The 14,446-nt window shown below is 62.3% G+C and carries 11 protein-coding genes; 8 read left to right on the top strand and 3 right to left on the bottom strand.

The window, feature by feature from the left end:
- Positions 1-25: 25 nt before the first annotated feature.
- A complete protein-coding gene (locus tag AC3ZU9_RS04035; RefSeq protein WP_163825860.1) occupies positions 26-187 on the top strand; it encodes a hypothetical protein in 162 nt (53 codons plus the stop codon).
- Here the strand turns inward: AC3ZU9_RS04035 and AC3ZU9_RS04030 are convergent.
- Positions 184-594, bottom strand: a complete 411-nt coding sequence (locus AC3ZU9_RS04030) for a PA0061/PA0062 family lipoprotein (protein WP_046035570.1) — start codon at positions 592-594, stop codon at positions 184-186. The two genes, AC3ZU9_RS04035 and AC3ZU9_RS04030, sit on opposite strands and share 4 nt — an antisense overlap.
- 196 nt (positions 595-790) lie before the next feature.
- Here AC3ZU9_RS04030 and AC3ZU9_RS04025 point away from each other — a divergent pair, with 196 nt between their 5' ends.
- The 4 genes from AC3ZU9_RS04025 (at position 791) to AC3ZU9_RS04010 (ending at position 7,260) form a co-directional block, all read left to right on the top strand.
- Positions 791-4,012, top strand: coding sequence for an efflux RND transporter permease subunit (locus tag AC3ZU9_RS04025; protein WP_122811610.1), 3,222 nt, complete (start codon positions 791-793; stop codon positions 4,010-4,012).
- Positions 4,002-5,171 carry an efflux RND transporter periplasmic adaptor subunit gene (locus tag AC3ZU9_RS04020; RefSeq protein ID WP_490090339.1) on the top strand — a complete coding sequence of 390 codons (1,170 nt, stop codon included), beginning with the start codon at positions 4,002-4,004 and terminating at the stop codon, positions 5,169-5,171. Before AC3ZU9_RS04025 ends, AC3ZU9_RS04020 begins: the two co-directional genes overlap by 11 nt.
- Entirely contained in the window at positions 5,155-6,573 is a 1,419-nt protein-coding gene (locus AC3ZU9_RS04015; protein WP_015884732.1) for an efflux transporter outer membrane subunit, read from the top strand. Before AC3ZU9_RS04020 ends, AC3ZU9_RS04015 begins: the two co-directional genes overlap by 17 nt.
- A gap of 228 nt (positions 6,574-6,801) precedes the next feature.
- A complete protein-coding gene (locus AC3ZU9_RS04010) occupies positions 6,802-7,260 on the top strand; it encodes an REP-associated tyrosine transposase (protein ID WP_015884733.1) in 459 nt (152 codons plus the stop codon).
- A 106-nt stretch (positions 7,261-7,366) separates the two neighbouring features.
- Here the strand turns inward: AC3ZU9_RS04010 and AC3ZU9_RS04005 are convergent, their stop codons facing one another.
- Positions 7,367-8,650, bottom strand: coding sequence for a Zn-dependent hydrolase (locus AC3ZU9_RS04005; RefSeq protein ID WP_015884734.1), 1,284 nt, complete (start codon positions 8,648-8,650; stop codon positions 7,367-7,369).
- 78 nt (positions 8,651-8,728) lie between these two features.
- Complete coding sequence (locus tag AC3ZU9_RS04000) at positions 8,729-10,216, bottom strand: NCS1 family nucleobase:cation symporter-1 (RefSeq protein ID WP_046035772.1); 1,488 nt, start codon at positions 10,214-10,216, stop codon at positions 8,729-8,731.
- Between the two features lie 591 nt (positions 10,217-10,807).
- Between AC3ZU9_RS04000 and hydA the strand changes: the two genes are divergently transcribed.
- The 3 genes from hydA to preA form a co-directional block, all read left to right on the top strand.
- Positions 10,808-12,247, top strand: a complete 1,440-nt coding sequence (gene hydA / locus AC3ZU9_RS03995) for a dihydropyrimidinase (protein ID WP_102060091.1) — start codon at positions 10,808-10,810, stop codon at positions 12,245-12,247.
- Between the two features lie 130 nt (positions 12,248-12,377).
- Positions 12,378-13,745, top strand: coding sequence for an NAD(P)-dependent oxidoreductase (locus AC3ZU9_RS03990; RefSeq protein ID WP_490090338.1), 1,368 nt, complete (start codon positions 12,378-12,380; stop codon positions 13,743-13,745).
- Positions 13,742-14,446: NAD-dependent dihydropyrimidine dehydrogenase subunit PreA (gene preA, locus AC3ZU9_RS03985; RefSeq protein ID WP_490090382.1), on the top strand; the 705-nt coding region annotated here is incomplete at its 3' end. The genes AC3ZU9_RS03990 and preA, both read left to right, overlap by 4 nt.

Raw genomic sequence — 14,446 nt, 5'->3', positions numbered from 1 at the left:
CCGTACGGGGCGAGAGGAGGCCCGAATGAGCCTTGCAACGACGATTTTCCTGTTGATCTGCGGTTGGCTGTCGGTAGCCGCCGCCATGTTGTGGGGGGTGTTGCGCATTACCCGCCGGCACCATCACCCCCACGTAAAACCCGCTGCGCCCGCCAAGCCTCATAAGGCGGCGGTGCACCACGCCTAGCCAGGCATGCAATTGAAGTCCTGAGTCGCTGCGACCTCCTTGCCGTGACCATCCATCAAGGCTGCGCGCACGGTGGTACCCAGGCTGGACTCCACCAGGGTGTAATGCTCACCCGCCTTGAAATGCTTGTATTCGACGCGTCCCTGGCAGTCCTGCTGGTTGTCGTCACCCGCCTCCTCCTCGAACAGCGTCACATCCAGGCGATGGTCCCCCGGTGTGACCTCAAAAAAGCGGCCGTCATCCACACGCTTGCCGTCCACGCGTTCAGCCATCAGGTCGTTCGGCGCTTCTTCCTTCAAGCCGATCCAGGCTTCACTCGGATCGGCTTTGGGCATTGGCCCGGCGCACGCCGACAACAACAGCGCAGCACCGAGGGCGGGAATCAATAACAGTGGTTTGAGTGACATGGCAGGGCTCCAAAGCAGGACAATGTGTCCGATGGGTTACAAGCTTGGGCGGCTGACCTGTCTAGAACAAATGAATGCCTATGAAACGATTTTCAGCCCTTACCTAAATGTTCCTTCACCTGGCTGAAAGGTGCGTGTTAGGTGGGTCGCGTGAGACTGCCGGGGTTTGCAATCCTGCTCCTCCGGAGGTTCACGCATGCTCGGGCTGGTAAAGACCGCACTGCAAAAGCCGTACACGTTTATCGTGTTGGCCATATTCATCTGCATCATCGGGCCGATGGCGGCCCTGCGTACGCCCACTGACGTTTTCCCCGATATCGGCATCCCCGTGGTCGCCGTGGTCTGGCAGTACAACGGCCTGTCGCCGGACGCCATGGCCGGTCGTGTGATCTACACCTACGAACGCTCCCTGAGCACCACCGTCAACGACATCGAACACATCGAATCCCAATCGCTGCCCGGCATGGGCATCGTCAAGATCTTCTTCCAGCCCGGCGTGGATATCCGTACCGCCAACGCCCAAGTGACGGCGGTGTCACAAACCGTGCTCAAGCAGATGCCGCCGGGTATCACACCGCCGCTGATCCTCAACTACAGCGCCTCCACGGTGCCGATCCTGCAGATGGCGTTCTCCAGCCCCAGCCTGTCGGAAGCCAGGATCCGCGACCTTGTGCAGAACAACATCCGCCTGCCCTTGAGCGCCCTGCCCGGCTTGGCCATGCCCACGCCCATGGGCGGCAAGCAACGCCAGATCACCCTCGACCTTGACCCACAGGCACTCGCCGCCAAAGGCCTGTCGGCCCAGGACGTGGGCAACGCCCTGGCGCTGCAGAACCAGATCATCCCGGTGGGCACCGCCAAGCTCGGCCCCAACGAATACACGATCCTGCTGAATAACAGCCCCAAGGCCATCGATGAACTCAACGACCTGCCGATCAAGACCGTCGACGGCGCGCTGATCACCATCGGCCAGGTCGCCCACGTGCGTGACGGCTCGCCGCCGCAGACCAACATCGTGCGCGTCGACGGCCACCGTGCAGTGCTGATGCCGGCGCTTAAAAACGGCAGCATCTCGACCCTGTCGATCATCGACGGCATCCGCCAGATGCTGCCGCGCATCAACGAAACCCTGCCACCGTCACTGAAGACCTCACTGCTGGGCGACGCCTCGGTGTTCGTCAAACAATCGGTCGGCAGCGTGGCCCAGGAAGGCATCATCGCCGCACTGCTGACGAGTGCGATGATCCTGCTGTTCCTCGGCAGCTGGCGCTCCACGATCATTATTGCCGCCTCGATTCCGCTGGCCGTGCTATCGGCCATCGCACTGCTGGCGGTCAGCGGGCAAACCCTCAACGTGATGACCCTCGGCGGGCTGGCGTTGGCGGTGGGGATCCTGGTGGACGACGCCACGGTGACCATCGAAAACATCAACTGGCACCTGGAACAAGGCAAGCCGGTGAAGACGGCAATCCTCGACGGTGCCGCGCAAATTGTCGGCCCGGCGTTCGTCTCGCTGCTGTGCATCTGCATCGTGTTCGTGCCGATGTTTTTGCTGCAAGGCATCGCCGGTTATCTGTTCCGGCCGATGGCGCTGGCGGTGATCTTTGCCATGGCCAGTTCGTTCATCCTCTCGCGTACGTTGGTGCCGACCCTGGCAATGTTCCTGCTCAAGCCGCACACGCCGGAGCCAGGTGCGGGGCATCACCCGGAAGACGAATTCATCAACCACCACGAGGGCGAGCAGCACACCCAGCAGCGCAATGCCGTGCTGCAATCGGTGCTGAATTTCCAGCAGGGTTTCGAGCGTCACTTCTCGAACATCCGCGACACCTATCACGGCCTACTGACCTTGGCCCTGGGCAATCGCAAGCGCTTTATCGTCGGTTTCCTGGCCTGCGTGCTGGCGTCATTCCTGCTCCTTCCGAGCCTGGGCCAGGACTTCTTCCCGGCCACCGACGCAGGTGCCCTGGCGTTGCATGTGCGCCTGCCGCTGGGCACGCGCATAGAAGAAAGCGCCGCTGCCTTCGACCGCATTGAAGCGCGGATCCGCGAAATCATCCCTGCCGGAGAGCTGGACACCATCGTCGATAACATCGGCATCCCGCTCAGCGGCATCGACATGGCCTACAGCAGCAGCGGCACCATCGGCCCGCAGGATGGCGACATCCAAGTCAGCCTGAAGAAGGACCACGCACCGACCGCCGACTACGTGAAAAAACTGCGTGAAGCGCTGCCGCACAGTTTCCCTGGCAGCCACTTCGCCTTCCTGCCGGCGGACATCAGCAGCCAGATCCTCAACTTCGGTGCCCCGGCCCCGCTGGACGTGAAAATCTCCGGGCGCAGCGATGAAGAAAACCGCGCCTACGCCGTGGAGCTTGAGCGCCGGTTGCAGCACGTACCGGGCATCGCCGACCTGCGCATCCAGCAGTCCACCGGCTATCCGTCGCTGCAGGTGAACGTCGACCGTATGCGCGCCAATGGCCTGGGCATCACCGAGCGTGACGTGACCAACAGCATGGTCGCCTCGCTCGCCGGCAGCTCCCAGGTAGCACCGACCTTCTGGCTTAACCCGGCCAACGGCGTGTCCTATTCCATCGTCGCCGCCACCCCGCAATACCGCCTCGACAGCCTGCCCTCTCTGGAGGCCTTGCCGGTGACCGGCGCCGACGGCCAGTCGCAGATCCTCGGCGGCGTGGCGACCATCTCCCGCGTGCAAAGCCCGGCGGTGGTGACCCACTACAACATCGAACCGACCCTGGACCTGTACGCCAACGTGCAAGGCCGCGACCTCGGCGGCGTGGCCCGTGATGTGCAAAAAGTGCTGGATGACACCGCCGCCCTGCGGCCCAAAGGTGCGGTAATCAGCCTGCATGGGCAGATCGACGCACTGCATGAAGCCTTCAGCGGCCTGAGCCTTGGCCTGCTCGGCGCCGTGGTGCTGATCTACCTGCTGATCGTGGTCAATTTCCAGTCGTGGTCCGACCCGTTTGTGATCATCACGGCCTTGCCGGCGGCGCTCGCCGGGATTGTGTGGATGCTGTTCCTCAGCGGCACCTCATTGTCGGTACCGGCACTCACCGGCGCCATCTTGTGCATGGGCGTCGCCACGGCCAACTCGATCCTGGTGGTGAGCTTCTGCCGTGAGCGCCTGGCCGAACATGGCGACGCGTTGAAAGCCGCCATGGAGGCCGGTTACACACGCTTCCGTCCGGTGTGCATGACCGCCCTGGCGATGATCATCGGCATGCTGCCGCTGGCGATTTCCGAGGAGCAGAACGCCCCGCTCGGGCGCGCCGTCATCGGCGGCTTGATCTTCGCCACCCTCGCCACTTTGTTGTTTGTTCCCGTGGTCTTCAGCCTGGTCCACGGTCGTCAGCCTACTCGCGCAGTTGCAGGAGAAACCCCACATGTCGTCTGATCACAAACCCTCGCGCAAGCGTCTGATGCTCATGGGTGTCGGCGGCCTGACCCTGGCCGCCCTGTTGGTCGCCAACGGCCTGCATGCCCGCACGCTGCACGAACAATCGGTCACGGCCTGGACTGAAACCGCCGCCATCCCGCAGGTGATGGTGTTCCAGCCCAAGCAGAACGTCGCCGGCGATACCCTGCGCCTGCCTGCGCACCTTGAAGCCTGGAGCAAGGCACCGATTCATGCCCGGGTCAGTGGCTATTTGAAGGACTGGAAAGTGGATATCGGCAGTCAGGTCAAGGCCGGGCAGATCCTTGCCGAAATCGACAGCCCCGACCTCGACCAACAGTTGGCGCAGACCCATGCGCGCTTGATCCAGGAGCAGGCGAATGCACGCCTGGCCGCCACCACGGCGACACGCTGGCAAAACCTGCTGGCCAGTCATTCGGTGTCGCGCCAGGAAGCCGATGAAAAAACCTCCAACGCGGCGGCAGCCAAAGCCAATGCTGAAGCCGCCGCTGCCGACTATGCGCGCTTGTCGGCCCTGGAAGGCTACAAGACCCTCCGTGCGCCCTTCGCCGGCACCATCACCGCGCGCAACACCGATATCGGCCAGCTGATCAAGGCCGATACCGACAGCGACCCGGAACTGTTCAACATCGCCGACACGCATCAATTGCGCCTGTATGTGCCGGTGCCGCAGAACTACGCGGCCGTCATCCACCCAGGGCTTGAAGCCGAACTGACCGTGCCCGAGCATCCCGGCGAGCATTTCAAGGCGCGCCTGATCGGCGACTCCACCGCCATCGACCGCCGCTCCGGCACGTTGCTCGCGCAGTTCGTCGCCGACAACCCCAATGGCGAGTTGCTGCCCGGCGACTACGCCGAAGCCACCTTGCCGATTCCAGCCGACACCCATGGCGTGAGCATCCCGGCCAGCGCGTTGATCTTCCGTGCCCAAGGCACCCAAGTGGCGGTGCTGGATGCGCAGAATCATGTGCACCTGCAAGACATCCACATCGGCCTCGACCTGGGCGAACGCCTGGTCGTCGACCAAGGTTTGAAACCCGCCGACCGTATCGTCGACAACCCGCCCGATGCCCTGCGCGAAGGCGACCCGGTGCAGTTGGCCGATGCCTCGGGAGGTGCGCATGCGCCCAAGGCTTAAACCTCTCGCAGCATTGATGCTGCTGGCATTGCAGGGCTGCTCGATGGCGCCCGCCTACAAGGTGCCGTCGCTTGACCTGCCCGCGCATTACCGCGAACAGACCAGCGACGGCCCTTGGCACAGCGCGCAACCGTCCGACCAAATGGCCCCCGAATGGTGGACGCTCTACCACGACGCGCGCCTGAATGACCTGCAACAGCAACTGCTCCGGGCCAACCCGGACCTGGCGGCGGCGCTGGCGCACTTCGATGCGTCCCAGGCGTATGCCAGCCAACTGCATGCCGGGCTGTTCCCGCAGATCACCGCCAGCGCGCAGCCGCTGCGCCAGCGGCAATCGGACTCGCGGCCGCTGCGGGGAACCACGCAGCCGTCGGTGTACAACAGCAATACGGCAGGCTTCTCGCTGAGTTACGACCTGGACCTGTGGGGAAAAATCCGTAACCAAGTCGCGGCCGGCGATGCCCAGGCGCAAGCCTCGGGTGACGATTTGGCGGTGGCGCGCCTGAGCTTGCAGCATCAGTTGGCAACCTTGTATGTGCAGCTCAATGGGCTGGACGCGCAGGCGCGGATTCTCGACCGTTCGCTGGATGATTTCAGCCAGGCACTGCAACTGACCCGCAGTCGGTATGAGGGCCAGATTGCTTCGGAGTTGGACCTGACCCGTGCGCAAAACCAGCTCGCCGAGGCCAAGGCGCAACGGGATGAAGTGCGCGGGCAACGCAACCTGACCGAGCATGCGATAGGCGAGTTGGTGGGTGTGGCGGCCAGTGACTTCACCCTGCCGCCGAGCCAGCAACTGATCGCGCTGCCGGGCATTCCCTCACAATTGCCGAGCCACCTGCTGCAACGCCGCCCCGACATCGCGGCGGCAGAGCGCCGGGTGTTCGCCGCCAACGCCAATATCGGCGTGGCCAAGGCGGCGTGGTACCCGGATTTCAGCCTGACCGGGCTGATTGGCGGGCAAACCCAGGGCGTTGGCAACTTGCTGTCCGCCGGTAATCGCTACTGGGCGTTGGGGCCGCTGGTGAACCTGCCGATCTTCGATGGCGGGCGCTTGAGCGCCAATGAACGCCAGGCCAAGGCCGAGTTTGAAGAAGCCTCGGCGCACTACCGCAGCCAGGTATTGAAGGCCGTGCGCGAGGTGGAAGACAACCTGGCGCAACTGCGGGATTTGCAGCTTGAGGCGCAGGATGAACAAGCGGCGGCGGATGCGGCGCAGCACACCCAATCGCTGGCGATGAACAGCTACCAGGCCGGGGCCGTGAGTTACCTGGACGTGGTGACGGCGCAGACGGCGGCGTTGCAGGCGCAGAGGACGTTGCAGGCGGTGCAGACACGGCAGTTGCAGGCGAGCGTGGGGTTGGTGACTGCGCTGGGCGGTGGGTGGCAACCTGGCGCCTGACACGGCGGGTCAGTCACATCACTATCAACTGAACGGCTGCCATCGGGGGCAAGCCCCCTCCCACACGTGTCCGGTGCCGGACACATAATGTGTGAACACCGCAGAGCCAAGGTGGGAGGGGGCTTGCTCCCGATGGCGCTCTTCCAGACACATCCTGCCAAAAGTCCGCCCCTCACCCTGCGGCCCTCCAATCTAGCCTCTCTAGACGCATCTTGAGAGGGCCAGGGAATGGCAGAATTACCCGCGTCACACCGCCTGCGCATCGGACGCTTCAGCGAACCCAACCGCATCTACCTCATCACCACCAACACTCACGAACGCATTCCCATTTTCAGCAACTTCCACTTGGGTCGGCTGCTGGTCTGGCAATTTCGGCTGGCACAACACCAAGGGCTCGCGAACTCAATTGCGTGGGTGATCATGCCGGACCATTTCCATTGGATTATTGAGCTGAAAAAAGGCTCTCTTGCAGATCTGATGCGACAGGTAAAATCCAAGAGCACGCGGTCCGTTAATGGCGTGAGTGGTCGCAAGGGAAGACTCTGGCAGGAAAGCTTTCATGACCGCGCACTGCGCAAGGAGGATGATCTAGTGAAGATGGCGAGGTATGTAGTGGCCAATCCATTGAGAGCAGGTCTGGTTAAAAAGATCGGCGACTACCCATTGTGGGATGCCATCTGGATCTAACATCACACACTGTTCAAATGTGGGAGGGGGCTTGCCCCCGATAACAGGGTGACTGACCCACCGCTATCGGGGGCAAGCCCCCTCCCACATTTTTTTCTACCGTATTTCAGGCGGCTAACTTGCCGCTGGCGATTGCGGCGGAAGCTGCCACCATTGCGCGTAATAGAACCGCACACCCAGCAGCCAGATCATCCGGTGCGGCATTCTCGATTTCGTTATGGCTGATGCCGCCTTCACAGGGCACAAAGATCATCCCCGCCGGGCCCAGCTCTGCGACGAAGATCGCGTCGTGCCCTGCCCCGCTGACGATGTCCATGTTCGACAGGCCCAGGCCGTTCGCCGCATCGCGCACGGCGTCGACGCAGCCTTTGTCGAAATACAGCGGTGGGAAATCCGCCGTGGGCTCCATCTCAAAACTCAAGCCATGCTTGGCACAGGTTTCATCGATCACCTTGCGCACTTGGGCAATCATCGAGTCCAGCCGCGCCGGCTCAAGGTGACGGAAATCCAGGGTCATGCGCACTTCGCCAGGGATCACGTTGCGCGAGCCGGGATAGGCCTGCAGGCAACCCACCGTCCCACACGCATGGGGTTGATGACCCAGCGCTGCGGCATTCACCGCCGCCACCACTGCCGCCGCGCCGACCAGGGCGTCCTTGCGCAAATGCATCGGCGTCGGCCCCGCATGCGCTTCGACGCCGCGCAGTTTCAGGTCAAACCACTTCTGCCCCAGTGCGCCGAGCACCACGCCGATGGTTTTCTGCTCGTCCTCAAGAATGGGTCCCTGTTCGATATGCGCCTCGAAATACGCCCCCACTTTATGACCGCTGACGGGACGTGTGCCCGCATAACCAATCGCATTCAGTGCATCGCCGACGCTGACGCCGTCCACATCGACCTTGGCCAGGGTATCGGCCAGGGTGAATTTCTCGGCGAACACGCCGGAGCCCATCATGCACGGGGGGAAACGCGAGCCTTCCTCGTTGGTCCACACCACCACTTCCAGCGGCGCCTCGGTTTCGATCTTGAGGTCGTTGAGGGTACGCAGCACTTCCACGCCCGCCAGCACACCGAAGCAACCGTCGAACTTGCCACCGGTGGGCTGGGTGTCGATATGGCTGCCGGTCATCACCGGTGGCAGGTCAGGATTGCGGCCGGGGCGGCGCGCGAAGATGTTGCCGATACCGTCGATGGTGACGGTGCAACCGGCGTCCTCGCACCACTGCACAAACAGGTCGCGGGCCTTGCGGTCGAGGTCGGTCAGGGCCAGCCGACACACGCCGCCCTTGGGGGTGGCGCCGAGTCTGGCCAGGTCCATCAGGGATTGCCACAAGCGGTCGCGGTTGATGTGCTGATGGGTCGATTGCAGAACGTCGAGGGCAGCGTTCATGGGGATCTCCTCAGGCTGGTTTTTTATAAGTGGAACAGGTGGAACCCCCTCCCACATTTGGATTGCATTCCACTTCCGTTACAGCGGTGACTTAGCAGTGACCGGGCTGATACCACGCTTGGCATTCAAGCCGTAATACAGCAAGCCGCCCAGCGCCGAACCGGTGAACCAGCCATAGCTGTAGAACCAGCTGAACGCATCGCTGCCCAATGACAGCAAGGTCAGCACCACCGGCACGCCAAACGCGATAAAGCCACTCCAGTTCCACGCCGGGTACACGTCATCGCGGTACAGCCCGGCCAGGTCCAGTTGTTGTTTGCGGGTGATGAAGTAGTCCACCACCATGATCCCGGCAATCGGCCCCAACAGGCTTGAATAGCCGAGCAACCAGTTGGAATACACGGTTTCCAGGCTCACATCGGAAACGATCAGGCCAAGCTTTTTCAGCAGTTCATGGCCCATCAACGCCAACCCCACCAACCCGGTCAGGATCACGGCGGTGGTGCGGTTGATCAGCTTGGGCGCGATGTTCTGGAAGTCGTTGGTCGGCGACACGATGTTCGCCGCCGTGTTGGTGGACAGGGTAGCGACGATGATCAACGCCATCGCCACCGCCACCCACACCGGGCTCTGGATATGCCCGATCAGGGTGACGGGATCGGACACGCTGACGCCCACCAATTTCACCGAGGCGGCGGTCATGATCACGCCGAGGGCGGCGAACAGGAACATGGTCAGCGGCAGGCCGAAAATCTGCCCGAGAATCTGATCCTTCTGGCTTTTTGCGTAGCGGCTGAAGTCGGGAATATTCAGCGACAAGGTGGCCCAGAAACCCACCATCGCGGTGAGGCCGGCCATGAAGTAACCGGTGAGGCTCGCGCCCTCGGGACGCTTGGGCGGGATCGCCATCAATTCGCTGATCGACACGTTAGGCATTGCCCACACCAACAGGCCAATCCCCACCGCCACCAGCAACGGCGCCGACAACGTTTCAAGGCGCTTGATCGATTCGGCGCCGCGCAGCACCACCCACAAATTCAGGCACCAGAAAATCATGAAGCCAATCACTTCACCCGTGCCGCCGAGGGACTTCCAGCCGTCGAAAATCGAGCCCAGGAACAGGTGAATCGCCAGCCCGCCAAACATCGTCTGGATACCAAACCACCCGCACGCCACCAGCGCCCGGATCAGGCACGGCACGTTGGAACCGAGGATGCCGAACGATGAGCGCAACAACACCGGGAACGGTATGCCGTACTTGGTGCCGGGGAAGGCGTTGAGGGTCAGCGGGATCAGCACCACGATGTTGGCCAGCAAAATCGCCATCAGCGCCTCGCCCACCGACAAGCCGAAATACGCGGTGAGCACCCCGCCCAAGGTATACGTGGGCACGCAGATCGACATGCCGACCCACAGCGCGGTGATGTGCCACTTGTTCCAAGTGCGTTCATGCACCTTGGTCGGTGCCATGTCGTGGTTGTAGCGCGGGCTGTCGAGGACGTCGGGGCCGGCGTCGAGTTCGTACAGGCCGTTGCGTTCAATGACTTGCGATCTGTTCTGTTGCATGGCCGCTCCACGGTTTTTTCGAATTATTGTTGCTCATCCAACGCGCTGCGCCGGATGGCCGGAGTACCTCATAAACAACATGACATCACGGACCCGGCCAGCCGCCACTGCACTCAATAACCGTGCCGACTACGGCCCTCGAACCCGTACCGCTTATATAACTGGCTGATGTTAATCAGCTTTCCGATTGAGCCCGCGGTACTTGCCACGTTACTCAGGCTAAATAATGCGTAAGTTGCCCGAACCCTCCGGACTCAATCTGGTGCAACACAATTATTTTTATTAACTGTCTTCGTCAAGAGGCATCTCTCAAGCGTCTGATTTGCAATAAGAAATGTTGCTCAATTTGCGAACCTGTCAAGTGCGTCAAAATGGTGAGTGGCCGCCACATTTTGGTGATTTATTAATTTTTACCTTATAAATCAACAAATTAAACACGGTATAAGCTTATAAAAAATCTTCTTGCTCAATCGAAAAACTCGGGCTAGCTTCTATTCCTGTCACCGATGACAGGAATTAACCGACTATCGGTTAGCAGCATTACAACACTTAGAACTGGCACAAGCCGGTCAAGCCTGTGAGGAACTCGACATGTCGCTGTTGATCCGTGGCGCCACCGTTATTACCCATGATGAAAGTTACCGCGCCGATGTGTTATGCGCAGGCGGTCTAATTCGCGCCATTGGCACGAACCTGGAGGTTCCCGCCGGCACTGAGACACTCGATGGCAGCGGTCAATATTTGATGCCCGGCGGCATCGACCCCCACACCCATATGCAACTGCCCTTCATGGGCACCGTGGCCAGTGAAGACTTTTTCAGTGGCACGGCAGCAGGCCTGGCGGGGGGCACTACGTCGATCATCGACTTTGTGATTCCCAACCCGCAGCAATCCTTGATGGACGCTTTTCACCAGTGGCGCGGCTGGGCGGAAAAATCCGCGTCCGACTATGGCTTCCATGTGGCGATTACCTGGTGGAGCGAGCAGGTGCGCGAGGAAATGGCCGAGCTGGTCAGCCACCATGGCATCAACAGCTTCAAGCACTTCATGGCCTACAAAAACGCGATCATGGCGGCGGACGACACCCTGGTCGCCAGCTTCGAGCGTTGCCTGGAATTGGGCGCGGTGCCCACCGTGCACGCCGAGAACGGCGAGCTGGTGTACCACCTGCAACGCAAGCTGATGGCGCAGGGCATCACCGGGCCGGAAGCACACCCGCTGTCGCGCCCATCCCAGGTCGAAGGTGAAGCAGCCAGCCGTGCTATCCGCATCGCCGAGACTATCGGCACGCCGCTGTACCTGGTGCACGTGTCGACCAAAGAAGCGCTGGATGAGATCACCTATGCGCGCAGCAAGGGCCAACCGGTGTATGGCGAAGTCCTCGCTGGCCACCTGCTGCTGGACGACAGTGTCTACCAACACCCCGACTGGCAAACCGCCGCCGGCTACGTGATGAGCCCGCCGTTCCGCCCGCGCGGGCATCAGGAGGCGCTGTGGCATGGCCTGCAATCCGGCAACCTGCACACCACCGCCACCGACCATTGCTGCTTCTGCGCCGAGCAAAAAGCCGCCGGCCGAGACGACTTCAGCAAGATCCCCAACGGCACCGCCGGCATCGAAGACCGCATGGCGCTGCTGTGGGACGAAGGCGTCAACACCGGGCGCCTGTCGATGCAGGAGTTCGTCGCGCTGACCTCCACCAACACCGCGAAGATCTTCAACCTCTACCCGCGCAAAGGCGCGATCCGCGTGGGTGCGGATGCCGACCTGGTGTTGTGGGACCCCGAGGGTACACGGACCATTTCCGCCAAGACCCATCACCAGCAGGTCGACTTCAATATCTTCGAAGGCAAGACCGTGCGCGGTGTGCCGAGCCACACCATCAGCCAGGGCAAGCTGGTCTGGGCCGATGGCGACCTGAGGGCCGAGCGCGGTGCGGGGCGGTATGTGGAGCGGCCGGCGTACCCGGCGGTGTTTGAGCAGTTGAGCAAGCGGGCGGCGCATTCCAAGCCAGTGGCTGTGAACCGCTGAGACCGCTATCGGGAGCAAGCCCCCTCCCACCCAATGTGGGAGGGGGCTTGCTCCCGATGAGGCCAGTACAGGCAACACAAAAACCACTGCCCATCAGAGGCAGCACCTCAATAACCGTGAGGCCACCACCGTGATCCAGACCCTGACCCACCTCCCCCATCCCGTTGAGGATGGAGCCACCCTCGCCAGCCATTTCACCGACTTGGCACCGCCCCTCAACGCACGCCAGGCACAATTGGAAGCCTCGCGCTGCCTGTACTGCTACGACGCGCCGTGCGTGAACGCGTGCCCCAGCGAGATCGACATCCCCTCGTTCATCCGCAACATCCACACCGACAACGTACAAGGTGCCGCGCAGAAAATCCTCTCGGCCAACATACTCGGCGGCAGCTGCGCGCGGGTGTGCCCCACCGAGATCCTGTGCCAGCAGGCCTGCGTGCGCAATAACGCCGAAGAATGCGCCCCGGTGCTGATCGGCCTGCTGCAACGCTATGCCATCGACAACGCGCACTTCAGCGAACACCCCTTCCAGCGCGCCGCCCCCACCGGCAAGCGCATCGCCGTGGTCGGCGCCGGGCCTGCCGGTTTGGCCTGCGCCCATCGCGCCGCCCTGCACGGGCATGACGTGGTGATTTTCGAAGCGCGGGAAAAGGCTGGCGGCCTGAATGAATACGGAATCGCCAAGTACAAACTGGTGGACGACTTCGCCCAGAAAGAGCTGGATTTCCTCCTCCAGATCGGCGGCATCGAGATCCGCCACGGCCAGCGTCTGGGGGACACTCTCACCCTCAGCGAACTGCATCAGCAATTCGATTCGGTATTCCTGGGGCTCGGCCTGGCCGCGAGCAAACAGCTGGGTCTGCCCCACGAGGACGCCCCCGGCCTGCTCGCCGCCACCGACTACATCCGCGAACTGCGCCAGGCCGATGACCTCACACAACTGCCCCTGGCCGACCGCTGCATCGTGCTCGGTGCCGGCAACACCGCTATCGACATGGCTGTGCAAATGGCCCGCCTCGGCGCCCGCGACGTCAACCTCGTCTACCGTCGAGGCCTGGCCGACATGGGCGCGACCCACCATGAACAGGACATCGCCAAGGCCAACCAAGTGCGCCTGCTGACCTGGGCCCAACCCGAAGAAGTGCTGCTGGACGACCAGGGCCATGTGCGCGGCATGCGTTTCGCCCGCACGCGCCTGGACAACGGCCGCCTGCAACCCACCGGCGAAACCTTCGAACTGGCTGCCGATGCGATCTTCAAGGCCATCGGCCAGGGTTTTGACAGCGAGGCACTGCACGATCCGCTGGCACAACAGCTGCACCGCGTGGGCGAGCGGATCTTCGTCGACGAGCAGCTGCGCACCAGTATTCCCGGGGTTTACGCCGGTGGCGACTGCGTCAGCCTTGGCCAGGACCTCACCGTGCAGGCCGTGCAACATGGCAAGCTGGCCGCCGAAGCCATGCACGCCCAACTCATGCTGAATGTGGAGGCTGCATAATGGCCGATCTCTCGATTGTATTCGCCGGCATCAAGGCCCCCAACCCGTTCTGGCTGGCCTCCGCGCCGCCCACCGACAAAGCCTACAATGTGGTTCGCGCGTTTGAAGCTGGCTGGGGCGGCGTGGTGTGGAAGACCCTGGGTGAAGACCCGGCGGCGGTCAACGTGTCCTCCCGCTACTCGGCGCACTATGGCGCCAACCGCGAAGTGCTGGGCATCAACAATATCGAGTTGATCACCGACCGCTCGCTGGAGATCAACCTGCGGGAAATCACCCAGGTAAAAAAGGACTGGCCGGATCGAGCGCTGATCGTGTCGCTGATGGTGCCGTGCGTTGAGGAGTCCTGGAAAAACATCCTGCCGCGCGTGGAAGCCACCGGTTGCGACGGTATCGAACTGAACTTCGGTTGCCCCCACGGCATGCCCGAACGTGGCATGGGCGCGGCGGTAGGCCAGGTGCCGGAGTATGTGGAACAGGTGACGCGCTGGTGCAAGACGTATTGCTCGCTGCCGGTGATCGTCAAGCTCACGCCGAACATCACCGACATCCGCGTCGCGGCCCGGGCGGCGTATCGCGGGGGGGCCGACGCGGTGTCGCTGATCAACACCATCAACTCCATCACCAGCGTGGACCTGGAACGCATGGTCGCCCTGCCGATGGTCGGCACTCAGAGCACCCACGGCGGCTACTGCGGTTCAGCG

The organism is Pseudomonas sp. A39 (assembly GCF_058145955.1).
The sequence above is the reverse complement of the archived record's forward strand: the minus strand, read 5'-3'. Positions and strand labels throughout refer to the sequence as shown.

Coding starts and splice junctions, on each gene's coding strand:
- AC3ZU9_RS04030 (WP_046035570.1), bottom strand. CDS start 594: ATGTCACTCAAACCACTGTTATTGATTCCCGCCCTCGGTGCTGCGCTG.
- AC3ZU9_RS04020 (WP_490090339.1), top strand. CDS start 4,002: ATGTCGTCTGATCACAAACCCTCGCGCAAGCGTCTGATGCTCATGGGT.
- AC3ZU9_RS04000 (WP_046035772.1), bottom strand. CDS start 10,216: ATGCAACAGAACAGATCGCAAGTCATTGAACGCAACGGCCTGTACGAA.
- AC3ZU9_RS04025 (WP_122811610.1), top strand. CDS start 791: ATGCTCGGGCTGGTAAAGACCGCACTGCAAAAGCCGTACACGTTTATC.
- AC3ZU9_RS04010 (WP_015884733.1), top strand. CDS start 6,802: ATGGCAGAATTACCCGCGTCACACCGCCTGCGCATCGGACGCTTCAGC.
- AC3ZU9_RS04035 (WP_163825860.1), top strand. CDS start 26: ATGAGCCTTGCAACGACGATTTTCCTGTTGATCTGCGGTTGGCTGTCG.
- AC3ZU9_RS04015 (WP_015884732.1), top strand. CDS start 5,155: ATGCGCCCAAGGCTTAAACCTCTCGCAGCATTGATGCTGCTGGCATTG.
- AC3ZU9_RS04005 (WP_015884734.1), bottom strand. CDS start 8,650: ATGAACGCTGCCCTCGACGTTCTGCAATCGACCCATCAGCACATCAAC.
- hydA (WP_102060091.1), top strand. CDS start 10,808: ATGTCGCTGTTGATCCGTGGCGCCACCGTTATTACCCATGATGAAAGT.